The sequence below is a fragment of the Prevotella sp. P3-92 genome (assembly GCF_002251205.1).
Lineage (GTDB): Bacteria > Bacteroidota > Bacteroidia > Bacteroidales > Bacteroidaceae > Prevotella.
Genome location: NZ_NPJE01000060.1, coordinates 12,499 through 36,065, shown reverse-complemented (window position 1 = coordinate 36,065; position 23,567 = coordinate 12,499). Strand labels below are relative to the sequence as shown.

Annotated in this window: 19 protein-coding genes; 13 read left to right on the top strand and 6 right to left on the bottom strand. The window is 45.1% G+C overall.

The window, feature by feature from the left end:
- Positions 1-107: 107 nt before the first annotated feature.
- The 3 genes from CIK93_RS10255 to htpG form a co-directional block, all read right to left on the bottom strand.
- Positions 108-620 carry a nucleotidyltransferase domain-containing protein gene (locus CIK93_RS10255; protein WP_094447302.1) on the bottom strand — a complete coding sequence of 171 codons (513 nt, stop codon included), beginning with the start codon at positions 618-620 and terminating at the stop codon, positions 108-110.
- A gap of 638 nt (positions 621-1,258) precedes the next feature.
- Positions 1,259-1,564, bottom strand: a complete 306-nt coding sequence (locus tag CIK93_RS10245) for an AAA family ATPase (RefSeq protein WP_094447304.1) — start codon at positions 1,562-1,564, stop codon at positions 1,259-1,261.
- Between the two features lie 2,151 nt (positions 1,565-3,715).
- Positions 3,716-5,770 carry a molecular chaperone HtpG gene (gene htpG / locus CIK93_RS10240; RefSeq protein WP_094447300.1) on the bottom strand — a complete coding sequence of 685 codons (2,055 nt, stop codon included), beginning with the start codon at positions 5,768-5,770 and terminating at the stop codon, positions 3,716-3,718.
- Positions 5,771-5,941: 171 nt separating this feature from the next.
- On the opposite strand from htpG, the gene CIK93_RS10235 reads away from it, so the two are divergent.
- Genes CIK93_RS10235 through CIK93_RS10225 form a run of 3 tightly spaced genes read left to right on the top strand, consistent with a single transcriptional unit; the run spans position 5,942 to position 8,397 of the window.
- Positions 5,942-7,183: a hypothetical protein gene (locus CIK93_RS10235; protein ID WP_094447299.1), complete on the top strand. Its 1,242-nt coding sequence runs from the start codon at positions 5,942-5,944 to the stop codon at positions 7,181-7,183.
- 45 nt (positions 7,184-7,228) lie between these two features.
- Positions 7,229-7,717, top strand: a complete 489-nt coding sequence (locus tag CIK93_RS10230) for a DUF4494 domain-containing protein (RefSeq protein ID WP_094389890.1) — start codon at positions 7,229-7,231, stop codon at positions 7,715-7,717.
- Between the two features lie 5 nt (positions 7,718-7,722).
- Complete coding sequence (locus CIK93_RS10225; RefSeq protein ID WP_094389929.1) at positions 7,723-8,397, top strand: YggS family pyridoxal phosphate-dependent enzyme; 675 nt, start codon at positions 7,723-7,725, stop codon at positions 8,395-8,397.
- A 21-nt stretch (positions 8,398-8,418) separates the two neighbouring features.
- On the opposite strand, the gene CIK93_RS10220 is transcribed toward CIK93_RS10225, so the two are convergent.
- Entirely contained in the window at positions 8,419-9,192 is a 774-nt protein-coding gene (locus CIK93_RS10220) for an EFR1 family ferrodoxin (RefSeq protein ID WP_094389891.1), read from the bottom strand.
- Between the two features lie 451 nt (positions 9,193-9,643).
- On the opposite strand from CIK93_RS10220, the gene ftsY reads away from it, so the two are divergent.
- From ftsY to CIK93_RS10195, 5 genes are all read left to right on the top strand, one after another.
- On the top strand, positions 9,644-10,600 hold the full coding sequence (gene ftsY / locus CIK93_RS10215; protein WP_094389893.1) for a signal recognition particle-docking protein FtsY: 957 nt from the start codon (positions 9,644-9,646) through the stop codon (positions 10,598-10,600).
- Positions 10,593-11,894, top strand: coding sequence for a 30S ribosomal protein S12 methylthiotransferase RimO (gene rimO, locus CIK93_RS10210; RefSeq protein WP_094436160.1), 1,302 nt, complete (start codon positions 10,593-10,595; stop codon positions 11,892-11,894). The genes ftsY and rimO overlap by 8 nt, the downstream gene beginning before the upstream one ends.
- Entirely contained in the window at positions 11,891-12,175 is a 285-nt protein-coding gene (locus CIK93_RS10205; RefSeq protein ID WP_094389895.1) for an HU family DNA-binding protein, read from the top strand. Before rimO ends, CIK93_RS10205 begins: the two co-directional genes overlap by 4 nt.
- Positions 12,172-13,344: an HU family DNA-binding protein gene (locus CIK93_RS10200; protein ID WP_094447298.1), complete on the top strand. Its 1,173-nt coding sequence runs from the start codon at positions 12,172-12,174 to the stop codon at positions 13,342-13,344. The genes CIK93_RS10205 and CIK93_RS10200 overlap by 4 nt, the downstream gene beginning before the upstream one ends.
- A 76-nt stretch (positions 13,345-13,420) precedes the next feature.
- Positions 13,421-15,631, top strand: a complete 2,211-nt coding sequence (locus CIK93_RS10195) for a bifunctional (p)ppGpp synthetase/guanosine-3',5'-bis(diphosphate) 3'-pyrophosphohydrolase (RefSeq protein ID WP_094447297.1) — start codon at positions 13,421-13,423, stop codon at positions 15,629-15,631.
- Between the two features lie 27 nt (positions 15,632-15,658).
- Here CIK93_RS10195 and CIK93_RS10190 read toward each other — a convergent pair whose 3' ends face one another.
- Positions 15,659-16,033 carry a hypothetical protein gene (locus CIK93_RS10190; RefSeq protein ID WP_094436166.1) on the bottom strand — a complete coding sequence of 125 codons (375 nt, stop codon included), beginning with the start codon at positions 16,031-16,033 and terminating at the stop codon, positions 15,659-15,661.
- Positions 16,030-17,490, bottom strand: coding sequence for an aminoacyl-histidine dipeptidase (locus CIK93_RS10185; protein WP_094447296.1), 1,461 nt, complete (start codon positions 17,488-17,490; stop codon positions 16,030-16,032). Before CIK93_RS10185 ends, CIK93_RS10190 begins: the two co-directional genes overlap by 4 nt.
- A gap of 306 nt (positions 17,491-17,796) precedes the next feature.
- Between CIK93_RS10185 and CIK93_RS10175 the strand changes: the two genes are divergently transcribed.
- The 5 genes from CIK93_RS10175 (at position 17,797) to CIK93_RS10155 (ending at position 23,546) form a co-directional block, all read left to right on the top strand.
- Positions 17,797-18,414 carry an OmpH family outer membrane protein gene (locus tag CIK93_RS10175; RefSeq protein ID WP_094389901.1) on the top strand — a complete coding sequence of 206 codons (618 nt, stop codon included), beginning with the start codon at positions 17,797-17,799 and terminating at the stop codon, positions 18,412-18,414.
- Between the two features lie 59 nt (positions 18,415-18,473).
- The gene (locus CIK93_RS10170) at positions 18,474-19,793 is read left to right on the top strand and encodes a DEAD/DEAH box helicase (protein ID WP_094447303.1); all 1,320 of its coding nucleotides are present in this window, start codon (positions 18,474-18,476) and stop codon (positions 19,791-19,793) included.
- 161 nt (positions 19,794-19,954) lie between these two features.
- Positions 19,955-21,022 carry a 3-phosphoserine/phosphohydroxythreonine transaminase gene (gene serC, locus CIK93_RS10165; RefSeq protein ID WP_094389902.1) on the top strand — a complete coding sequence of 356 codons (1,068 nt, stop codon included), beginning with the start codon at positions 19,955-19,957 and terminating at the stop codon, positions 21,020-21,022.
- Positions 21,023-21,033: 11 nt separating this feature from the next.
- Positions 21,034-21,951 (top strand): NAD(P)-dependent oxidoreductase, encoded by a 918-nt coding sequence (locus CIK93_RS10160; RefSeq protein WP_094389903.1) that lies wholly within the window; start codon positions 21,034-21,036, stop codon positions 21,949-21,951.
- A 347-nt stretch (positions 21,952-22,298) separates the two neighbouring features.
- Positions 22,299-23,546: a DUF1015 domain-containing protein gene (locus tag CIK93_RS10155; RefSeq protein WP_094389904.1), complete on the top strand. Its 1,248-nt coding sequence runs from the start codon at positions 22,299-22,301 to the stop codon at positions 23,544-23,546.
- Positions 23,547-23,567: the final 21 nt, after the last annotated feature.

Sequence of the window (23,567 nt, the reverse complement as noted above, 5' to 3'; positions counted from 1 at the left end):
AAGAATTTTATCTGTCTCATTGTTGGACAGAACCCCTCTCGTAGATTTGCTCGGCAAAAGCGAACCTGCCGAGAAGTTACAAACTGTAAGAGAATTAAGTCTTAAATTTATTTAGTGGACACTAGTGGAGTTTTATATTGCTCCGGTATCTCAAGATTGAAAGTTCTGCATAATAACAGGACGTCGTGGACATCATTTTCATCGTATTCATATCCAAGATGGAACTGTACCTGTGCCTCCGGGTTTATGCATGTTACCTCAATATTCCCGATATTTCCTTTACCTGAGAAAGTTTCGCTTGGGAAAGTGTATCCGTCATATAGAATTCCATCTTCGACATATTCGAAACAATGCAGATCGATTATTCTTCCGTTGTCATCTTTCCAGACAGTATGGCTATCGGTCGTATAGTCCATTACAACTTCTCTGTATCCCTTCCAGGTAATCACGGATATGGCCTTACCATAGTCTTTCTTCTCTACGAACAGATCGATGTCGTTATGTATTCTTGTTTCTCTGCCTATAAGTGCATCGACACCCCAACCGCCGTCCAGAAACACCTTTACAGATGCTTCAGACAGCATTTCAAGAATCTCACATGCATCAAAATAAGTGACCATAAAATTGCAATTAAAATAAACTTTGGTGCAAAGTTAATAAAATTCCGTGAGACTAAAGAGACTTATACGTAGAAAGTTAAACATACAACTGTATTTTCGCAGAAAATACTATAAAATGCCACCTGAAAAGCCCACTTTTCGTGCACATTTTTCCAACTAAAGCCATTTTTTCAACCTGATTGCTGAAACGACAATAAGGTTCACAATACCTGATTTTGCACCTTCAGGAACGCAGCACAAAATGATAGAAAATGAAAATTTCCGTTCATTTCCGTGTTAAGATATGTTAAGCAGATGTTTTCATTTTGGGGTTTTTGAAATTTTTGTTTCCAGTTTGTTTCTTTTGGTACTTTTTGCTTTTTGGGAGTGTTGATATTCAGCACTTTACAATTCGGAAGCAGATTCTCAAGAAGAAGATAATGAGTAGGTACAATCACAGAATCTTCCCTGTTTTTTTCTTTTCCAAAACTGTTATCTGTTATTTGTAACGCAAAAAAATCGTTTTCAAAAACTGTAATACTGTAAGCTGTAAGGATTGTAACGCAAAAATGAAGTCTGAAGTTTGAAGTCTGAGAGAGTGGTCTTTATCATCCTACGAAAATCTTTCTCTGTGTTCTCCGTGTGGTCCGTGGATTTTTTTAGTTGCCTACGGCAAGAAATACATAATAGCTGGCATCTTCATCTATTATCTTGGAATAGAGATAGCGTTTCAGAACCATCGGATTGGTCAAATCCTCCCCTGTAATATCCTCATCCACATCAAAAGACACCATGATTATGTTTTTCTTAGGTACACCTTGACTCACCAAATAGTCATGATAAACCTTTTTCAGAAGCCACGACTTACCACATCGACGAGTACCCGTAATGATTTTTACCTCACCATTGTCTCGCCGATGAATCAGCTTTTGCAGATAAATCTGTCTATTTACATACGTTGCCATAATCATTTATTCCGATTTTACTGCAAATTTACAATAAATTCCGAATAGGGTAATCGTTTTGGTAAGGCAGAGCCATTTTTATAACATTTATTAACCGAGCAAACACTGAAAATCAGATAAATAAAACAGGGACGGGAAACAGGGACAGTTCTGTTCCACTCAGTTCCCTTGTACTTCCTTTTTTTTGCTTTTCAAAAACTGTTATACTGTTATATTGTCACGCTTGTAACGCAAAAATCGTTTTCGGAAACTGTTAACTGTTATCTGTTATTTGTAACGCTTGGGAATGAATGGCGTTGTCCTGTGCGTACAATTTCAAGGGTTTTACTTTTGTCCTTACAGGACGTTCTGTAAAATAATTGTACATACCCAAGGCGTTACCCTGGGCTATGAAAATATTGCCCCATTCGGGGCGTTAGTAACCAAATAAGTAGTGGCGGTCTGGTAACACGACAAGCAAAGCGGATCCACGGAGCACACAGAGGGCACGTGGCACAACCTTACGAAATTTTGGTGGTGCAAAGTTACGTATTACAACACGGAATTACGAATCCACGGAACACATGGAATTCCATACAGTCAACGGCGGGCTGAAAGCCCAATGGCTTCCATAGCCCAGGGCAACGCCCTGAGGACATCATACAGCATATCTAACCACGTCCTGTAAGGACAAAAGTAAAAACCATGCGATATTTTTGCTTTTCAAAAACTGTAATACTGTAGCTGTAACGCAAAAAAATCGTTTTCGGAAACTGTCAACTGTCAAACTGTAACGCTTTTGGTTGACATTGTTTGCTCTTATGATGTTGGGTGTGTACGAATGTTTTACCAACATACAATATAAAGAAGTGCTAATGTATTGTTAATAAATTTGCCTGATTATGGCACTCAAAAAATGCTTTTAATGCTTTTCTTCGACAAACGCTTCCCTATACCTCGTCGTAGAGTTCATCGAGTCTGTTGGCAAAGTCATGCTGACGTAGTCCGGTAATCGCGAATCTGTATGTGGTCATGATCAGGATTTTTATGTGGGCTTTTTAATTTTAGTGACAAAAGTAGTAAATATTTTCGAGACCACAAAAGGAAACGGGAAGAATAGCGCTTGAATTTTCTATTTTGGATTAAATCTATACTGGTGAGCGATGAAAACTATTTACTTTATGACGAAAATAACAAATAACAGATAACAGATAACAGTTTCCGTAAAGCAAATAAATAGCACCTCAGAGAGAGAAGAAGTCAATTTTCAAAATATAACATATATAACTTATATATAAATATATATATATATAAATATATATATATATATATTATATATAAAATTTTGGCTCGAAGTTTTGATTTTCGGTTTATCAAAACTGTTATCTGTTATCTGTTATTTGTTATTGCCATTTTTTGCGCTTACTGAAAAATGCCGTTTATGGTTCATTTCTTTTACAGCGCCTAACATCATACCCATGATCCTACCACAACTTCAAGCCAATAAAAGTATAGTGCTCCACCTATCTGCCTTATATTCAGCAATATATGATAATCACCAAGATTTATACTCCAAATTTCGGCTTTGTAACGCATTGATACACAGATAAATGTAACAAGCCGTGGGAAAAGTGGTCACAAGTTGACGGACAAATGGGTGAACCGATTATTTTTCTTCATACCTTTGCACCGCAGTCCAAGATAGGCGGCACCGTGGTTCAAGAGAGAATCACTCATCGCACAGAACATTCCGTCCGCACACAGACGTGGGCAACTCCTCAGTAAGTCACCAGTGAATCCCCACTAAATCCCAGAATTTGGCGGACAACGATGGGACAAAATGGGAGGAACATGGGAACTGAAAAGGAGAAACCGACGATGTGGGAATGGGTGCGATATTGCTAATTTATTGCTACAACAAACTAATCGAAAAAACGGGAAAACGACTTGCTATTTTCCAATGGGACGCATCAAGGACATGTTAACGCAGTGTGACAATATAAGCGTGACAATATAACAGTATAACAGTTTTTGAAAAGCAAAAACGGGTGACAATGGCAGGGGGGCGAGGTCGATAAAAAGATAAAGACCGACGAGAAGAAACAAAAAAAATCCCGGCCACACCGGTTGAGAGCGGGTCGGGATTGTGATCATGGAGCGTATGAAAACGCTTTATTTGATGAGCTCAACGCTACGCTGCAAGAACTTGTCGAGCGCTTCGCCCTTGAGCATGCCGTTCTGCAGGAGTGCAAGGTCGATGAGCTGATGTACGACAGCGTTCTGCTTGCCAAAGTCGGCAAACAACTGCTGCTTCTTGTTTTTCTGCTCGGCGATGGCCTTCTCGGTGTTGGCTTTGTCGTCTTTCTCCTCCTGTGAGAGTTCTTCGGGCTTCTTGCCTTCTTGCGACTGGCGCAGGGCAGCCAAACGAGCCTCTTGTCCGCGCAATTCGCTGTCGATGGGTTTGAGGGCATCGGCAGTAGATGAACCACACTCGTCGAGTACGCGTTTCACAAGGGGATGGTCGCTGTTGAGCACGAGGTTGAACGAGTCGGGCATCTGGGCATAGAAATTCATGCCAGCCTGGAAGCGGCTCATCTCCTTCATACGACGCATGTATTCGTTCTGGGTGATCATGACAGGGCGGGCATTGGCACCGAGCGCCTGCACTTCGACCATAAACTCGGTCTTGTCGAGATGGGGAAGCTGAGAACGGAACACAGATGACAAATTGGCAGACTCGTCGTCGCTCAAGGTACTTTTTGGCGCATCGTCTTTCACGATGAGGCGGTCGATGATGTCAGCATCGACACGGGTGAAGCGACTCTTCTCAAACTTCTGTTCGAGCATCTGGATGGCAGGCACGTCAAGCTGTCCGTCGAGCAGGAGCACGCTGTAACCCTTGTCTTTGGCTGCCTGAATGTAGCTGTACTGCTCTTCGCGGTCGGTGGCATAGAGATAGACGAGAGTGTCGTCCTTGTCTTTCTGAGTGCTCTCGATGAGTTGTCTGTATTCCTCGAAAGTGAAGTATTTGCCTTCGGTATCTTTGAGCAGGGCAAAGTCTTTGGCGCGGTCGTAGAAGTTTTCGTCGCTCAACATACCGTAGTTGATGAAGAGTTTCAGGTCGTCCCATTTCTCCTCATAGCCCTTGCGGTCTTCTTTGAAGATGGCTTGCAAGCGGTCGGAAACCTTCTTGGTGATATAGGTGGAAATTTTCTTCACCTCGCGGTCGCTCTGGAGGTAGCTGCGGCTGACGTTCAGAGGAATGTCGGGTGAGTCGATGACGCCATGGAGCAGGGTGAGAAACTCTGGCACGATGCCTTCCACCTGGTCGGTGACAAACACCTGGTTGCAGTAGAGCTGAATCTTGTTGCGCTGCAGTTCGATGTTGGACTTGATGCGTGGGAAATAGAGAATACCCGTGAGGTTGAAGGGGTAATCCACATTGAGGTGAATCCAGAAAAGGGGTTCGTCGTGCATGGGGTAGAGGGTGCGGTAGAACGACTTGTAGTCCTCGTCCTTGAGGGTTGAGGGAGCCTTGGTCCAGAGGGGTTCTACGCTGTTGATGACATGGTCTTCATCGGTATCCTGCATCTTACCGTCTTTCCACTCCTGTTTCTTGCCGAATACCACGGGCACGGCCATGAACTTGCAGTATTTATTGAGCAATTCTTCAATCTTGTTCTTCTCCAGGAATTCCTTGCAGTCGTCATCTACATGGAGCACGATGTCGGAACCGCGGTCAGCCTTGTCTGCCTCGTCGATCTCGTAGGCAGGACTGCCGTCGCATGACCATTTGACAGCCTTTGCGCCATCTTTGTAGCTCTTGGTGATGATATCCACCCGCTTCGCCACCATGAACGAAGAGTAGAAACCGAGTCCGAAGTGTCCGATGATATTGTTGGCATTGTCCTTGTACTTCTCCAAGAAGTCGTTCACGCCAGAGAATGCAATCTGATTGATGTATTTGTCGATTTCCTCTTCGGTCATACCGATACCGCGGTCGCTGATGGTGATAGTGCCTTTCTCGGTATCGAGGCTGACACGCACGGCAAGGTCGCCCAGTTCTCCCTTGAACTCACCCTGCTGAGCGAGTGTCTTGAGCTTCTGAGTGGCATCGACAGCGTTGGACACCATTTCACGAAGGAAAATCTCATGATCGCTATAGAGAAACTTTTTGATGACGGGGAAGATGTTCTCTGTAGTAACCCCAATATTACCTTTTTGCATGATAGTATATCTTATGTTTTGTTTGCTATGACATACACTTTGCAAATTGCGTGCCAATCTTCTGATGCTGTCATCGATTTTTGAGAAAAGGGATAAAAAAAACAGCACTATTGTTGTTCGGTTCAGAAATTATGATTACTTTTGCGCCACATAATTCTAAAAGTATCAACGATGAACTACGAAGAACTTCTGGCCACACGCCGACAAGGACGACTCTATCAGACAGAACTGCCGATTGGCGAATTCTGCCGCATGCAGATCGACGGTAAGTATCGCAGTGTGGTCCATGTGCGAAAAGAAATGCTCGACAACATCAAGTTTGGTGAAGCTCTGAAAGCCGAGTGTGACCGCAACCTGTCACTTGCTGACAGTCACATCATACACTTCCGTCCTGTGGTGGAACAGGGGGAGATTACACGACTCGACTTGGAACCTGGTCAGTATGTGCCTTTGTGTCATGTGCTCAACGAGCATCCTGCCATTGTGGCTGAACCCCATTTCATGGAGCAGTTTACGCGCGGACTGCTGGAGGCTGCCGCCTTCCTGCACAGTCACGGACTGCGCTATGTGTGCTTCTCGCCACAGACCGTATTCCTCCGAAAGGGCGATCAGGCCGTCATGCTCCTCTCGTGTGGTTCCTACTATCAGGCGCTGAGCGACCAGAAGGCTTTCTATGCCGACGGAAAAGCTGACTATGTGGCACCGGAGGTGCTCGAAGGTGGAACCGTGGACGAGCGTTGCGACATCTATTCGATAGGAAAACTGTTGGAGACGGTCTTTGCCGATGCACAACTGCCGTTGGCTTACCGGAAGGCTTTCAAAAAAGCCACCGCACAGATGCCGGAGGACCGCTATGCCTCGCCAGAAGACATGCTACGCAGCATAGACCGCAGACGGGGAACCTATCGGTCGCTGGTGACGCTGGCTGTGGCTGCCGTGGTGGCGTTGCTCGTGGTAGGGCTCTATTTCGACCTCATGCCCGAACAGGAGAATATCGAGTTTGTCAAACCAGCCCCACATACCGCCGTCGACGACTTGATAGACGATGGATTCAGACCGGAAGACCTCGGAGTGGTGCCTGCCGACTCGATGTCGGAAGAGGCTGTGGCTACCCAGCGTGAATACAATGCCAAGGCGGAAGAGATATTCCGCAAGCGCTATGAAAAGGAAGCCGACCGCATACTGTCCAAGATCTACAACAGCAAGAATATGGGCAATACGGAGAAAAATTTCAGAGCGATGAGCGAATCAAACGTGAAAGAACTGCTCAAAGCACAGGAGGAGCTGGCTGCCGATGCTGCCATCGACCCCGCCAGAAGTCACGCCATCGCTACGGAAATCATCGAACGGCTGACCAATCAGAAGAAAGCTGCCATTGGCATGGGGTCTAATGCCAACGGGGTGCAGAAATAATAGAATTTTTCATACAATTACACATATAAATAATAATCAGAAAAAATGAGAAGCAGAACAGCAATTTGGTTTGAATGTAAGATTCAATACGAAAAAACCATGGAAGATGGACTTCAGAAGAAGGTGACCGAGTCATACACCGTTGATGCACTCAGTTTCACCGAAGCTGAGAAACGCATCATGGAGGAAATGTCCTCATACATCAGTGGCGAGTTTACTATCAAAGACATCAAAATAGCTCCATATAAGGAAATCTTCTTCAGCGACGAGGAAATGGCTGACAGATGGTATAAGGCTAAACTGCAGTTTATCACCATCGACGAAAAAACGGAAAAGGAGAAGCGTACAGCTGTCAACTACCTGGTGCAGGCTGGAACGCTGAAAGGCGCTGTGGGCAACATAGATACCGTGATGGGCGGAACCATGATCGACTACGTCATCGCATCGGTGGCTGAAACAACCCTGATGGATGTGTTTGAATACAACAAGACAAAGGTGGACGACAAACCCGAATACGAACAGCAAAACGCATAAGAATGATGGATTACGATGTGAAAGGTCATCTTCGCGAGGTCCGCTCACGACTGCCCGAAGGAGTGTGTCTGGTGGCTATCAGCAAGTACCATCCCGTGGAGTATCTCCAGGCTGCCTACGAAGAAGGACAGCGCGTGTTTGGCGAAAGCCATGAGCAGGAGCTCCGACAGAAGGTGGAGGTGCTGCCCAACGACATACAATGGCATTTCATCGGACATCTGCAGACCAACAAGGTGAAATATATCGCTCCGTATGTGTCGATGATAGAAGCGGTGGATTCGCTCAAACTGCTCAAGGAAATAGAGAAGCAGGGTGCTAAAAACAACCGCGTGATTGACGTGCTGCTCGAACTCCATATTGCCGAAGAGGAAACTAAATACGGACTGACACTCGATGCCTGTCGCCAACTGCTCGAAGAGGGCGAATGGCGCAATATGGCGCATGTGCGCATCTGCGGTCTCATGATGATGGCTTCCTATGTGGAGGACGAAGCGCAGATACGCCAGGAATTTCGTACCGCACACAACTTCTTCGATGAGGTGAAGCAACGCTATTTTGCTGAATCGCCATACTTCACACAGCGCTCATGGGGCATGAGCCACGACTATCCTATTGCCGTGGAAGAGGGAAGCACGATGGTGCGCGTGGGTACTGCTATTTTCGGTCCAAGGGTCTATTGACCACCTGGGAACAGCCCACGGTTATTGGTCGGACTTGAAATAATACTGGCCACGCTTCCGCGTAATGCTGCCGTAATTGATGGCATGCGTGGGACAATGGTGGTAACAAGACAAACAACAGGTGCATTGTCCGTTGTGCAACCACACGGGCGGTGCACCTTCTATATCTCCCACAGGACAAACCTTGGCACAAAGACCACACTGGATGCAGGACTGACTATCGACGGTAAATTTGCGATCGGTTATCATCCAACGGTTGAAAAACGCACCAATCACATAGGAATAGAGGCGGGGAGTAGCACCACGCTCCAGTTCAACCACACCGGTCTCGCAACGCTTGACGGTCTCGGCAATACGCTCCACGACAGTGCGTGCCTCGGCAATCTTCTGATGCTCGCGCGCTGGTGTGTCGGTCAACATGAAAGGCAGGCAAACATAGGTTTCGGGCATGATGACCGAAAACAAGGTGGAGGCATGGAAGCCCTTCTTCCGTAAGTCGTTGTTGAAGATGGTCATGGTCTCACCCGTGTCATCGCCACAGGTGGTGATGGCGTAGGTGTAAGTGTTTGGAGAACAGGTGATCGCGACTCTCTCGATAAAGTTGCGCATGATGTGGGGCGGTTGCCATCCATGAGTGGGAAAACAAAAGCCTAAACGCTCGTCGTGCTCCAACGTGTAGTGGAGAGCATTCTGTCTTAATGCTTGGGCAATATCTACCAAGCGCTCGCCCGTGGCTTGTGACAATTGTTGGGCAACCCATCGGGTGTTGCCTGTTCCGGAGAAATAGAATATCATGGGTGCAAAGGTAATGATTATTGATGTAAATGCGCACAATAATCGAATGTTTTTCTTGTATTTCGCTCGGTTTGCACTACCTATGACCTGCGGTCTTAGGTAGGCTGCACCTCGGAAATAAAAGAAAAAATGTATTTTTCTTTGTATTTCGCTCGGTTTGCACTACCTTTGACCTGCGGTCTTAGGTAGGCTGCACCTCGGAAATAAAAGAAAAAATGTGTTTTTCTTTGTATTTCGCTCGGTTTGCACTACCTTTGACCTGCGGTCTTAGGTACTCTCGCTCGATAATACAAAAAGAAAATTGCTTTTTCTTTTTGTATTCTGCTCGCTTAATCGTACCTTTGAGCTGCGCTCTTAGGTAGGCTGCACCTCGGAAATAAAAGAAAAAATGTGTTTTTCTTTGTATTTCGCTCGGTTTGCACTACCTTTGCAAAAAGAAAAATTAAAAATCATGGGAATATTTGGATTCTTTAATAAAGACAAAAAAGAAACACTGGACAAAGGTCTGCAGAAAACGAAAACAAGCGTGTTCGACAAACTGGCACGTGCAGTAGCTGGAAAATCAAAAGTCGATGACGATGTGTTGGACGACCTTGAAGAGGTGCTTATCACAAGCGACGTGGGAGTGGATACTACACTCAAAATCATTGAGCGAATCGAAGAAAGAGTCGCTCGGGATAAATATGTCAGCACAAGTGAACTCAATGGAATACTCCGTGAAGAAATTGCTGCACTTCTCGCTGAAAACAATACAGACGACAACGACTCGTGGGATCTGCCAACAGACCACAAACCCTATGTCATCCTCGTGGTGGGAGTCAATGGAGTGGGAAAAACCACTACCATCGGAAAACTCGCATGGCAATTCAAACAGGCGGGCAAGAAAGTGTATCTGGGAGCTGCGGATACCTTCCGTGCTGCTGCCGTAGAACAACTCTGCATCTGGGGAGAAAGGGTGGGAGTGCCCGTTGTCAAACAACAGATGGGAAGTGATCCTGCCAGTGTGGCGTTCGACACCATCAGTTCGGCTAAAGCCAATGGCGCAGACGTGGTACTGATAGACACCGCAGGAAGACTACACAATAAAGTGGGTCTCATGAATGAGCTCAAGAAAATCAAAGACGTGATGAAGAAAGTGATGCCTGAAGCACCTGACGAGGTGATGCTGGTGCTCGACGGTTCTACAGGACAAAATGCCTTCGAACAGGCTAAGCAGTTCTCGGCAGTCACTCAAATCTCGTCACTCGCCATTACCAAACTCGACGGAACAGCAAAAGGAGGAGTGGTAATAGGTATCAGCGACCAACTCAAAGTGCCCGTGAAATATATCGGACTCGGAGAAGGTATGACCGACCTCCAACTGTTTAATAAAACCCAGTTTGTAGATTCACTCTTTAAGCATGAATAAAAAGAAGAAAACCATAGATTTCATCACCATGGGGTGCTCGAAAAATCTTGTTGACAGCGAGAACCTCATAGGACTCTTCGAAGCCAAAGGCTACGAGGTGACTCACGATAGTGAGCAACCTCAAGGAGATATTGTGGTCATCAATACCTGTGGATTCATTGAAGATGCTAAGCAGGAAAGCATTGACGCAATACTCGAAATGGCACAGGCTAAAACGGAAGGACGACTCGAAAAACTCTTTGTCATGGGATGTCTTTCGGAACGATATCTGGCTGACCTTGAGGCGGAAATACCGGAAGTGGATGGATGGTATGGAAAATTCAACTACAAACAACTGTTGGCTGACCTGGAAGAGTCAATGCCGGATGGGGCACACAGACATCTTACTACTCCCAAACACTATGCGTATCTGAAAATAGCTGAGGGATGTGATAGAAACTGTGCATACTGCGCCATTCCCATTATCACGGGACGACACAAAAGCAGACCTATTGAGGAAATACTCGACGAGGTGAAATATCTCGTAAAACAAGGCGTGAAGGAGTTTCAGGTTATTGCACAGGAGTTGACCTACTATGGGGTGGATATTGACGGAAAGCAGCATATTGCCGAACTCGTGGAGAAAATGGCTGACATAGAAGGCGTGGAGTGGATCAGACTGCATTATGCCTATCCAGCACACTTCCCGTGGGAACTGCTGAAAGTGATGCGAGAGAAAAAGAATGTCTGCAACTACCTCGATATTGCTTTGCAACACATCAGCGACAATATGCTCGACAGAATGCATAGACACGTCAGCAAGGAGCAAACCTATGAACTCATCAGAAAAATGAGAGAGGAAGTGCCGGGAATACACATCAGAACAACACTCATGGTGGGATTCCCTGGGGAAACAGATGAGGACTTCCAGGAACTCATCGAGTTTACCAAATGGGCACGATTCGAAAGAATGGGGGCTTTTGCATACTCCGAAGAAGACGGAACATACTCGGCTAAACACTATAAAGACGATGTGCCAGACGACGTGAAGCAGAACCGACTCGATAGACTGATGCGCATTCAACAGAATATTAGCGCAGAGGTGGAGGCGGAAAAGGTGGGTAAAATCATGCGCGTCATCATCGACAGAACAGAAGGGGAATGGTATATTGCAAGAAGCGAATTCTGCTCACCAGAGGTTGACCCGGAGGTCCTGATACCAGTTAGCGAAACAGAATTGACAATCGGGGAGTTCTATGATGTTCGGATTACCGACGCAGAGGAATTTGACTTATATGCAACAACACGACTATGAACAATAAGGAATTTATCAGCATGCTGTCACAGCGCACTGGTTACGACCAGAGGATCACCCAGAAACTCGTGAGTAATATCGTTACTGCCATGAGCGACGCCTTCGTGGATGACAACAGCGTGGTGGTGCCCAATTTCGGACTCTTTGAAACGAAAAAAAAAATGGAGCGCATCATGGTCAATCCTGCATCGGGAGTACGTATGCTTGTACCACCTAAACTGGTGCTGACATTCAAGCCTACACAAACCTGGAAAGAAAAACTGAAAGGAGACAGACTATGAATAAACTCACACTCAACAATATTGCCAAGGTGTTGGTCGAAAAAAACGGATTGGAACCTAAAGAGGCCATGATGTTTACTACGGCTATGTTCGATCTGATTCACGACAGACTCAACGAAGAGGGAATTGTCAAGGTGAAGGGACTCGGCACATTCAAAATGATACGCGTAGAAGCAAGAGAGAGTATCAATGTCAGAACCGGTGAACGTGTGTTGATAGACAGTCATGCAAAAATTACATTCACACCCGATGCGGTGATGAAGGAACTGGTCAACAAACCTTTCTCGCAATTTGAAACCGTTGTGCTTAACGATGATGTTGAGTTTACCGACATGAAGAGTGAAGAAACTACCGACGAAACAAATAACTCTGAACAATCGGAATCCTTGGTTGATGTTGTAAGTGAAGGGGAAACGCCTGAACCTGCTCCTGAACCTGCTCCAGAGCCAGTTGCCGAACCTACTCCTGAACCAGCTCCAGTAGTTGCTCCCGAGCCAGTTGCCGAAGTTGCTCCTGAACCAACTCCCGTAGTTGCTCCCGAGCCAACCCGAGAGGTTCCCGAACCTACAGTATCTTCTGCCGATGAGGAATCGGAAGAAAATACATCAGCTGTGCAGACATGCTACGAAGAAGATGAAGAAGAATCGCATTGGCATCGCAATATTGGTTGGGCATTCTTGGTCTTGGTGCTGATGGCAGCATCGGCAGTAGGCGGCTACTTATATGGTGTCGGACAAATTCCAAGTCAGACAGCAATGGCTGATACAGTTTCTGCGGTCAAGGTTAATCCTGTTGTGACAGACACATTGGTAAACGATAGTCTGAAAGCCGACTCGGTTGCCGTTAAGACCGAGGCAATGCACGAAGATAAGGCAGCTTCAGAAGAACAGCCTCAAGAGAAAACAAGTCAGAATCTGCACGACAAATATGCGGAGATGGACGCCCGTGTGCGTACAGGAGCATACAAAATAACCGGACTGGACAGAGAAGTCAAGGTACGCGCTGGAGATAACTTAAAACGCATAGCACGGCGTGAACTCGGAAGCGACGATATGGTGTGCTATATTGAGGTGTTCAACAAAATGAATGCAAGTGCTGAACTCAAAGAGGGGCAGACCATCAAGATTCCTGCTTTGAAACTGAAGAAAAAGAAACAGCGAGACGATTAAAAACAGGCCACAACACGAACATAGAATGTTGTCAGGCCTAAAAGGATAACGTTAACAAATAGAAAGGATTAGCCTTATGGGAGACAAAATCGATTTCACAACACAAGAGAAAGATACGTCAATGACGCTCTACAATTTGTTGCGCAAAGAAATAGCTACATCGCTCAAAGAGGGTGATGAAGAGAAAATGCGGCAAAAAATCACATGGCTGATAGAGTCGAAGGAACTGCAACGTGACGTGTTTGGATTGAATCCCGTAATGCTGGCCTTTCAGACCGCTAAACTGATAGTAGAGGAAATAGGACTGAAACGCGATGCGGTACTCGCTGTGTTGCTCAACCCGTGTGTGGAGTGTGGACTCATCACACCGGAAGAAACAGAAAAAGAGTTTGGGACTGCCGTGTTCCGCATTCTACGAGGACTGAAACGTATCAAAGAACTCTATCTGAAGAATCCTGTGATAGAAACAGAAAACTTCAGAAACCTCTTACTGTCCTTTGCGGAAGATATGCGCGTCATACTGATTATGATTGCCGACAGAGTGAACCTCATGAGGCAAATACGGGACGCTCAGGATAAAGAACTGCAACGAGAAGTCAGCGAAGAGGCCATATATCTCTATGCGCCACTCGCACATAAACTCGGTCTCTATAAACTCAAAAGTGAACTCGAAGACCTGTCGCTCAAATATCTTGAGCACGATGCGTATTATTATATTCGAGAAAAACTCAACGAAACGAAAGAAAAACGAGATGCGTATATTGCTGACTTCATCAAACCTATCAGCGATAAACTGAAAGAGGAGGGGATGAGCTTCCATATTAAAGGACGCACAAAATCCATACATTCTATTTGGCAAAAAATGAAGAAACAGCAGTGTGACTTCGAGGGTGTTTATGACCTCTTTGCCATACGCGTCATCCTTGACTCACCACTCGAAAAGGAAAAAATGCTTTGTTGGCAGGTCTATTCGATAGTGACGGATATGTATCAGCCAAACCCCAAAAGACTGCGTGACTGGCTGAGCGTGCCGAAGTCAAACGGATACGAAAGTCTGCATATCACCGTGCTCGGACCGGACAAGAAATGGGTGGAGGTGCAGATTCGAACCGAACGCATGGATGAAGTGGCGGAACGTGGTGTGGCGGCACACTGGAGATACAAAGGAATAAAAGGGGAAAGCGGACTCGACGAATGGCTGACGAATGTCAGAAAGATGCTTGAGACAAGTGACGGAGTAGAGGCCATGGACCAGTTTAAAATGGATCTCTACGAAGATGAAGTCTTTGTCTTTACACCGAAAGGTGATCTCTATAAATTCCCGAAAGGGGCAACAGTTCTTGATTTCGCCTATCACATACACTCTAAGATAGGAAACGCATGTACTGGAGCACGCATCAATAATAGGGTGGTGACCATACGTCAGCAGCTGAGAAGCGGAGACCAGGTGGAAATCATCACATCGACGAATCAGAAACCAAGACAGGAGTGGCTCAATATTGTAAAAACATCAAGGGCCAAATCGAAAATCAGACTGGCGCTGAAAGAAACCCAGGTGAAAGAGGGACTCTTTGCCAAGGAGATGCTGGAAAGAAAGTTTAAAAACAGAAAACTGGAGTTGGAAGACTCTACCATGCAGCACCTCATCAAAAAACTGGGATTCAAAGAGGTTAGCGATTTTTACAAGCAGATTGCTGATGGGTTGCTTGATGTCAACTCCGTCATAGATAAATATGTGGAAATCCAGCAGGGAGAACAGCCTGTAACAGGAAATAATGTGGCACAGACTGCTGCCGACTTCGTGTTGGACAATACTCATCTGCATCAAGATGCCATACAAAGTGACGTGCTTGTTATAGACCGAAATCTCAAAGGAGTGGATTATCAGCTTGCACGCTGTTGTCAACCGATTTATGGAGACAAGGTGTTTGGTTTCGTAACCGTCACAGGAGGTATAAAGATTCACAGGGAGGATTGCCCCAATGCACCAGAGATGCGCAAACGTTTCGGATATCGTATCGTGAAAGCTAAATGGAGCGGAAAGGGGGCCTCGCAGTACACCATTACACTTCGGGTGATAGGAAACGATGATATTGGTATTGTGAACAATCTCACCAACATCATCTCGCGTGACGAGAAACTGGTGTTGAGAGGTATCAATATCGACTCATACGATGGTCTCTTTAGTGGAAGTCTGGTGGTCATGCTGGACGACACGACACGGTTGGAAACACTAATAAAAAAGCTTCGCACCGTGAAAGGTGTGAAGCAAGTGGAACGCATTTGACCGAAACAGCATCCTGGAAAACAAGGTTCAGTTTTCTTTGAATGCCACAATGTGTGTCAGGTCGGCGTTGAGATAATAAGTGTCGGAACATTCCAATGTGTCAACATAATATTTCACACGGGTGATGAATAATTTGCGGGTGGGATTGCCATCCGCATATTTTATGCCCTTCTTGTAGCGTTGACCTCCATCTGCCGCCTTGTTGCGCATCTTCTGGATGACGTCGTTGGTAAGTAGAAATGTAGAGTCAATGTCTGTGAAGCGACGGGCATTGATGCTGACCTCATCTTTCATGTTCTTATCCATGAAGTCCTCCACCAAGGCCTCAGCCTCGTGCTGTTGCCCACAAGATGTGAGTAACAGCACGAGTGAGACTATTGTAATGGATAATGACTTGATCATTTGGCAGGAATGTTTTTCAGTATATCAAGCAGATGATCCCATACCATCTGTACGGTAGGAATGTACAGACGCTCGTCGGGGGTGTGGACAAAACGCAGGGTGGGACCGAAGCTCACCATGTCGAGGTTGGGATAACGCTCAGAGAAAAGACCACACTCCAAACCTGCATGAATGCCGCGTACAACAGGTGCCTTGCCGAAGAGCTTCTCATACGATGCAACGACGATTTTCTGAAGGTCGCTGTCTGAACGCATCTTCCAAGCAGGATAACCGTCACCGGTATGTACTTCGGCTCCTGCCAGCATGAAGGCTGCACTTACGGTGTTGCACATGTTGTCGAGATTGGACATTACATTTGAACGTTGAGAGGTGACGATGTTGATTTCGTTTTCAGATGTTGCAACGCTGGCAAAGTTGCTGGAGGTTTCAACCATACCGCCCAAAGCCTCGTCTTGGCAGATGGCTAAAATACCATTGTCAACGGCTTGTACGGCATAGATGAAATTGCGAGCAACCTGCTCCTCAATAACAGGTTCGGCATCGGCAGATTCCATGAACCATTCCATAGATGGGTCGGTCACGTGGAATTCGTCTTCTACATCGCTGGCAAAAATATTCCAGTCTGCGCGGATGTTCTCCTTCAAAGCATTGGGGACGGCAATGACAAAAGAACCGTCGCGGGGAATGGCATTGTGAAGTTTGCCGGAGTTGAACTGGGCCAAACGGATGCCTTCGTATTTCATCATCTCGGCAAAGAGAAAACGTCCCAACAGTTTAATAGCGTTTGCACGCTTCTTGTTGATGTCGTCGCCAGAGTGACCGCCTACCAAACCCTTGACTTGGGCGCGGAGGAAAAAGCTGCCCTCAGGAGCTGCTTCACGCTTGAAGGTGAATTTTACTGTGGTGTTGCGACCACCTGCGCATGATACAAAAATCTCGCCCTCATCTTCTGAGTCAAGATTGATGAGATAATCGCCTGTCATGAATCCGGACTTCATACCCATAGCGCCGCTCAGACCAGTCTCTTCATCACGGGTAAAGACACACTCCACTGGACCATGCTCAATATCATTGCTCTCCAAAATGGCGAGTTCAATGGCGCAACCAATACCGTCGTCGGCACCAAGAGTGGTGCCCTCAGCAGTAAGCCATTCGCCATCAATATAGGTCTTGATGGGGTCTTTGTCGAAATCAAACTCTACATCGACAAGTTTATCGCAAACCATGTCCATGTGGCTTTGCAGTACGACCGTCTTGCGGTTTTCATAGCCTGGAGTGGCTCCCTTGCGGATAATGACGTTGCCGACTTCATCGACATGAGTGTCCAGACTATGGCTTTTACCCCAGTTAGTCAAGTACTCAATCATTTTCTCTTCACGTTTTGATGGACGTGGAATTTCGTTGATCTTCGCGAATTGTTCGAAGACAACAGCAGGTTTTAACTCACTTTTATTCATTATTAATGTTTATTATTGTGGATTTCAGAATTATTTGTTTAACTTTGCAGCGACAAAAGTAAGAAAAATGATTGAAATATTGCTATCGACAGCGTTAATAATTGCTATCAGCGTCACTTTTTTATGTGTGAAGTTGATATTTCGGAAAAATGGTCGCTTTGAGTCGCAACATATTCACGACAGTAAGGCCATGAAAGATCGGGGAATCCATTGTGTCATGGATCAAGATCGCGAAATGCGTCGGAAAAGTCGGTTTGCAGTTTCTGAGCGAATAGAAAAATAATAAAATAAAAATAGAAAAAAACAATGAAAAAGTACGTTTTCAGCACAATGGCCTTTGCTGCCATTGTTGCACTCGCTTCTTGTAATAACGCTGCACCAAAGATGGATGAGCAGCCTGCAAATGAAGCTAATGGTAGTGAGTCAGGAATTAAAATCGCCTACGTTGAGGTTGATTCTCTGATGACACAGTATGATTTCTGCAAGGATTTCACTCTTGTGCTTCAGAAAAAAAGCAATAACGCACGCAATACCCTTAATCAAAAGGGACAGCAGTTGCAGAATGCAATGAACAATTTCCAGCAGAAACTTAACAATAATGGATTTGCAAGCCGAGAACAGGCAGAAAGCCAGCAGTTGGCCATTCAGCGTCAACAGAATGACTTGCAACAGTTGCAGGCTCGCCTGGAAAACGAACTGGCCAACGAGACCCAAACCTATAATGACGGTCTTCGTGACAGTTTGCAGCATTTCCTTGCCGCTTACAACAAGGATAAGAAATACGATATTATTCTGACCAAGCAGGGTGACAATATCCTGTACGCAGCAAAACGTTATGATATTACGCAAGACGTGATAAACGGTTTGAATAAGCATTATAAGTCAACGTTTAAAAAGGCTGACAAGAAAGAAGATAAGAAATAATAAACTTATTAAAATGGGCGTGTCTTGTTGTGGCACGCCTGTTTTGATTTATGTTCAAGATGGACATTCAGAAGATATTCCGGGAATTGCATATCGAAGAGGCTAACGAAATGCAAAAGCAGGTGGGGGAAGTTATCCTTCACGAGAAAAATGATGTGGTAGTGCTCTCGCCCACAGGTTCGGGTAAGACATTAGCATATCTTCTGCCTTTGGTTCAGATGATCGATAGCTCATCGGAAGACGTGCAGGCCTTGGTCGTGGTGCCTGGCCGAGAATTGGCCCTGCAGTCTGACCAGGTGCTTCGAAGTATGAGATGTGGAATCCGTTCTGCCAGTTGTTATGGGGGACGTACTGCCATGGAAGAACACCGGATGCTGAAGGATGTTAAGCCACAAGTGGTATTTGGAACACCTGGACGCCTGAACGATCATCTTGGTAAGGAAAATATCTCTCGCTATGGTGTGCGTTGGCTCATTATAGATGAGTTTGACAAATGCTTGCAGATGGGATTTCAGGATGAAATGCAACGGCTTATTCAATCTTTACCAGGTTTGCGTCGCCGCATTTTATTGTCTGCAACAGATACCGAAGAAATCCCTGCTTTTGTTTCATTGGCGAAAGCCCATACACTCTCTTTCCTCGATAATCAGGAACAAACCTCGGACCGTGTAACACTTTACGAAGTCAAGAGTCCTGTCAAAGATAAGTTGGAAACGTTGCGGCAATTGTTGCTGGGATTTGGAGATAGTAGTACCATCGTATTCCTTAATTACCGTGATAGTGTAGAACGTGTGGATGGATTCTTGAAAAACAACGGATTTGTTACAAGTTGTTTCCATGGCGGGTTGGAACAAAAGGAGCGTGAGGCTGCACTCTACCGATTCTCTAACGGTTCGGCTAATGTGTTGGTAAGTACGGATCTTGCCTCGCGTGGACTTGATATTCCTGATATTGCCAATATCGTTCATTATCACATGCCAGAGAGCGAAGAAGGTTATGTTCATCGGGTGGGGCGTACTGCCCGTTGGGATGCGAAAGGCAAAGCATTCTTTATTACTGGACCTGAAGAACATATTCCAGACTATGTGAAAGGAAACGTAGAGTCGTATGTCCCGAGCAACGAGAAAAAAAACGTGCCTGTGCCTCGGATGGCTACTATATATATAGGTAAAGGAAAAAAAGATAAGGTGAGCCGTGGGGATATTGTCGGATTCCTCTGCAAGAAGGGAGGACTTGAAGCTGCTGAAATCGGCAAGATCGATGTGAATGACCGTTATACATATGTGGCGGTTAGTCGGGCAAAAATGAATCAGGTTCTGCGTCAGACCCAAGGCGAAAAAATTAAAGGAATTAAGACGGTAATAGAGCCTGTAAGATAGAAATTTGCTACTTCTGAATGGCAAAATGTAAGAAAATAGCCAAAAATGCTTGATTTTTGTGCAAAAATTTGTCCAATTCAAATTAAAAGTGTAACTTCGCGCCGTCTAACAAAACAGTGACAGAATAATAAAATAAATACTAACTCAAATTCACAATCAAAATGAAGAAGTACAACTTTAACGCCGGTCCCTCAATGCTCCCACGTGAGGTGATTGAAAAGACCGCTCAACAGTGTTTAGACTTCAATGGTTCAGGTCTCTCTCTGATGGAGATCAGCCATCGTGCCAAAGATTTCCAGCCTGTAGTGGATGAAGCTGTGGCTCTTGTCAAGGAGCTGCTGCAAGTTCCAGAGGGCTATTCTGTGATTTTCCTCGGCGGTGGTGCTTCGCTGGAGTTTTGTATGATTCCATACAACTTCCTTATTAAGAAGGCTGCTTATTTGAACACAGGTGTTTGGGCAAAGAAAGCCATGAAGGAAGCAAAATTGTTTGGCGAAGTAGTAGAGGTGGCTTCTTCAGCAGATGCCAACTATACTTTCATTCCAAAGGATTGGACTGTGCCCGCTGATGTTGATTATCTCCATATTACAACCAACAATACCATCTATGGTACTGAGATGCGTAAGGATCTGGATGTAAATGTACCTTTAATTGCAGACATGTCTTCTGATATTTTCAGCCGTCCTATTGACGTTAAGAAGTATGATGCAATCTACGCTGGAGCACAGAAAAATCTGGCTATGGCTGGTGTAACAATTGTAATCGTGAAAGACGAGAAATTGGGTAAAGCTCCTCGTGAGATTCCTACCATGCTTGACTATCGTACACACGTAGAAAAGGGGTCTATGTTTAACACTCCTCCTGTGGTCCCCATCTATTCTGCTCTTGAAACTCTCCGTTGGATTAAGAAAAACGGCGGCGTAGAGACAATGGATAAGCTGGCTCAGAAGCGCGCAGAAATCGTTTACGGAGAAATCGACCGCAACAAGTTGTTCCGTGGAACTGCAGCAACAGAGGATCGCTCGCTGATGAATATCTGTTTCGTAATGAACGACGAGTACAAAGAACTGGAGAAAGAATTCCTTGACTTCGCTGTATCTAAGGGTATGGTAGGTGTGAAGGGACACCGTTCTGTAGGAGGTTTCCGTGCATCATGCTACAATGCTCAGACCATTGAAGGTTGCGAGGCTCTTGTAGCTTGTATGAAAGAATTTGAAGCTAAACATTAATTCTGACAACAATGAAAGTATTAGTAGCAACAGAAAAACCATTTGCAGCAGCTGCTGTCAATGGTATCAAGGCCGAAGTAGAGGCTGCCGGCAACGAACTCGTGTTGCTGGAGAAATATACAGAAAAAGCGCAATTGCTTGATGCAGTGAAAGATGCCGATGCAATGATTATCCGTTCTGATAAGGTTGATGCAGAGGTGCTTGATGCGGCAAAACAATTGAAAATTGTGGTTCGTGCAGGAGCTGGTTATGATAATATTGACCTTGCAGCTGCCACAGCTCATCAGGTAGTGGCTGAGAATACACCAGGCCAAAACTCAAATGCAGTTGCTGAACTTGTATTTGGCATGTTGGTAATGGCTGTTCGTGGTTTCTACAACGGTAAGAGCGGTTCGGAACTGTTTGGTAAGAAACTCGGTATACTGGCTTTTGGTAACGTTGGTCGTAACGTAGCCCGTATCGCCAAAGGATTTGGAATGGATGTTTATGCCTATGATGCTTTCTGCCCAGCAGAAGTCATTGAACAGGCTGGCGTGCATGCAGTAGCCAATCAGGATGCTCTCTTTGAAACTTGCGATGTTGTTTCGTTGCACATTCCTGCTACTCCGGAAACCAAGCAGAGCATTAATTATGCATTGGTAAACAAACTGAAGAAGGGTGGCGTGCTCGTAAATACAGCTCGTAAGGAAGTTATCAACGAACCCGAACTCTTGAAACTCATGGCAGAAAGAGAAGACCTGAAATATGTAACAGACATTATGCCTGAAGCTGATGCGGAATTCCGTAAATTTGAAGGTCGTTACTTCTCTACTCCGAAAAAAATGGGTGCACAGACTGCTGAGGCTAATATCAATGCTGGTATTGCTGCTGCAAAGCAAATCAATGCATTCTTTAAGGATGGTTGCACAAAATTCCAGGTAAACAAATAATTTTTCTAAACTGATATTACCATCGTGATATGTGGTTTCGACCGTATGTCACGATGGTTCTTTTTTGTCTTTTATCGGACATAGCTAACTCAAGAATAAGGGCAATCTGGCGTGAGGCTTTTGAGGCTTCTGGCGGCTCTTTTTTTTTGTTTTAGGTTATTTCTTTTTCTTTTTTGTAAACTGGTAAATAATGTTTGGTGTACAGTATGCAATACGAAAAAATAGCAACAAAATAGAAACTCCTGATATAAAGCTCGGATAAACAAGAGAAATGATGCGAAACATTTTGCATTCTCGTATCTTTTGTGTACTTTTGCATCAAGTATTACTCAAAAACAAAAACAACTATGGCAACAATCAAACCGTTCAAGGGTGTACGCCCTCCCAAAGAACTTGTAGAACAAGTGGAGAGTCGTCCGTACGATGTTCTCGATTCTGAAGAAGCACGTGCTGAAGCAGGAGACAATGAGAAGAGTCTTTACCATATTATCAAACCGGAAATTGATTTTCCTGTAGGTACTTCAGAGTATGATCCGCGTGTTTATGAAAAGGCTGCAGAAAACTTCAAGAAGTTCCAAGATAAGGGATGGCTTGTGCAAGATGCCGATGAACACTATTATATCTATGCTCAGACTATGAACGGCAAAACTCAATATGGTCTTGTCGTTGGTGCTTATGTAGATGACTACATAAATGGCAATATCAAGAAACATGAACTGACCCGTCGAGATAAGGAAGAGGATCGTATGAAGCATGTACGTGTCAACGATGCTAATATTGAACCGGTGTTCTTTGCATATCCAGACAATGATGTGCTCGATAAACTTATTGCACGCTACGCAGCAACAGAGCCTGAATATGATTTCATAGCTCCGATAGACGGATTCCGACATCAGTTCTGGGTAATTGCTGATGAGGCTGATATTCAGACCATCACCGAGGAATTTGCCAAGATGCCCAGCCTTTATATTGCTGACGGTCACCACCGCTCTGCGGCTGCTGCACTTGTGGGAGCTGAGAAGCAAAAGCAGAATCCTAACCACAAAGGAACTGAAGAGTATAATTATTTTATGGCTGTTTGTTTCCAAGCCAGCCAACTCACCATCCTTGATTACAACCGAGTTGTTAAAGATCTCAATGGATTGACTTCGGAAGAGTTTCTTGCTGCCTTACAGGTTAATTTCATCGTTGAAGACAAAGGAGAAGAAATCTACAAACCGCAACGTTTGCATGAATTCTCACTCTATCTTGACGGACACTGGTTTGCTTTGACAGCAAAAGAGGGTACTTACGACAATACTGACCCAATCGGGGTGCTTGATGTGGATATCTCCAGTCGTTTGATTCTCGACGAGATTCTCAACATTGGTGACCTCCGTTCTTCTAAGCGTATTGACTTTGTGGGGGGCCTTCGTGGACTTGGTGAGCTCAAACGCCGTGTTGACAGTGGAGAAATGCGTGCAGCTTTAGCACTTTATCCTGTAACAATGCAGCAAATCATGGATATTGCCGATAGTGGAAAAATTATGCCGCCAAAGGCAACTTGGTTTGAACCAAAATTGCGCTCAGGACTTGTAATCCATAAACTGTCATAAACATACGGTTAATAATGGCGT

Excerpts from the sequence above, each read along its gene's own strand:
- CIK93_RS10255 (WP_094447302.1), bottom strand. The coding sequence starts at position 620 with ATGGTCACTTATTTTGATGCATGTGAGATTCTTGAAATGCTGTCTGAA.
- CIK93_RS10245 (WP_094447304.1), bottom strand. The coding sequence starts at position 1,564 with ATGGCAACGTATGTAAATAGACAGATTTATCTGCAAAAGCTGATTCAT.
- htpG (WP_094447300.1), bottom strand. The coding sequence starts at position 5,770 with ATGCAAAAAGGTAATATTGGGGTTACTACAGAGAACATCTTCCCCGTC.
- CIK93_RS10235 (WP_094447299.1), top strand. The coding sequence starts at position 5,942 with ATGAACTACGAAGAACTTCTGGCCACACGCCGACAAGGACGACTCTAT.
- CIK93_RS10230 (WP_094389890.1), top strand. The coding sequence starts at position 7,229 with ATGAGAAGCAGAACAGCAATTTGGTTTGAATGTAAGATTCAATACGAA.
- CIK93_RS10225 (WP_094389929.1), top strand. The coding sequence starts at position 7,723 with ATGGATTACGATGTGAAAGGTCATCTTCGCGAGGTCCGCTCACGACTG.
- CIK93_RS10220 (WP_094389891.1), bottom strand. The coding sequence starts at position 9,192 with ATGATATTCTATTTCTCCGGAACAGGCAACACCCGATGGGTTGCCCAA.
- ftsY (WP_094389893.1), top strand. The coding sequence starts at position 9,644 with ATGGGAATATTTGGATTCTTTAATAAAGACAAAAAAGAAACACTGGAC.
- rimO (WP_094436160.1), top strand. The coding sequence starts at position 10,593 with ATGAATAAAAAGAAGAAAACCATAGATTTCATCACCATGGGGTGCTCG.
- CIK93_RS10205 (WP_094389895.1), top strand. The coding sequence starts at position 11,891 with ATGAACAATAAGGAATTTATCAGCATGCTGTCACAGCGCACTGGTTAC.
- CIK93_RS10200 (WP_094447298.1), top strand. The coding sequence starts at position 12,172 with ATGAATAAACTCACACTCAACAATATTGCCAAGGTGTTGGTCGAAAAA.
- CIK93_RS10195 (WP_094447297.1), top strand. The coding sequence starts at position 13,421 with ATGGGAGACAAAATCGATTTCACAACACAAGAGAAAGATACGTCAATG.
- CIK93_RS10190 (WP_094436166.1), bottom strand. The coding sequence starts at position 16,033 with ATGATCAAGTCATTATCCATTACAATAGTCTCACTCGTGCTGTTACTC.
- CIK93_RS10185 (WP_094447296.1), bottom strand. The coding sequence starts at position 17,490 with ATGAATAAAAGTGAGTTAAAACCTGCTGTTGTCTTCGAACAATTCGCG.
- CIK93_RS10175 (WP_094389901.1), top strand. The coding sequence starts at position 17,797 with ATGAAAAAGTACGTTTTCAGCACAATGGCCTTTGCTGCCATTGTTGCA.
- CIK93_RS10170 (WP_094447303.1), top strand. The coding sequence starts at position 18,474 with ATGGACATTCAGAAGATATTCCGGGAATTGCATATCGAAGAGGCTAAC.
- serC (WP_094389902.1), top strand. The coding sequence starts at position 19,955 with ATGAAGAAGTACAACTTTAACGCCGGTCCCTCAATGCTCCCACGTGAG.
- CIK93_RS10160 (WP_094389903.1), top strand. The coding sequence starts at position 21,034 with ATGAAAGTATTAGTAGCAACAGAAAAACCATTTGCAGCAGCTGCTGTC.
- CIK93_RS10155 (WP_094389904.1), top strand. The coding sequence starts at position 22,299 with ATGGCAACAATCAAACCGTTCAAGGGTGTACGCCCTCCCAAAGAACTT.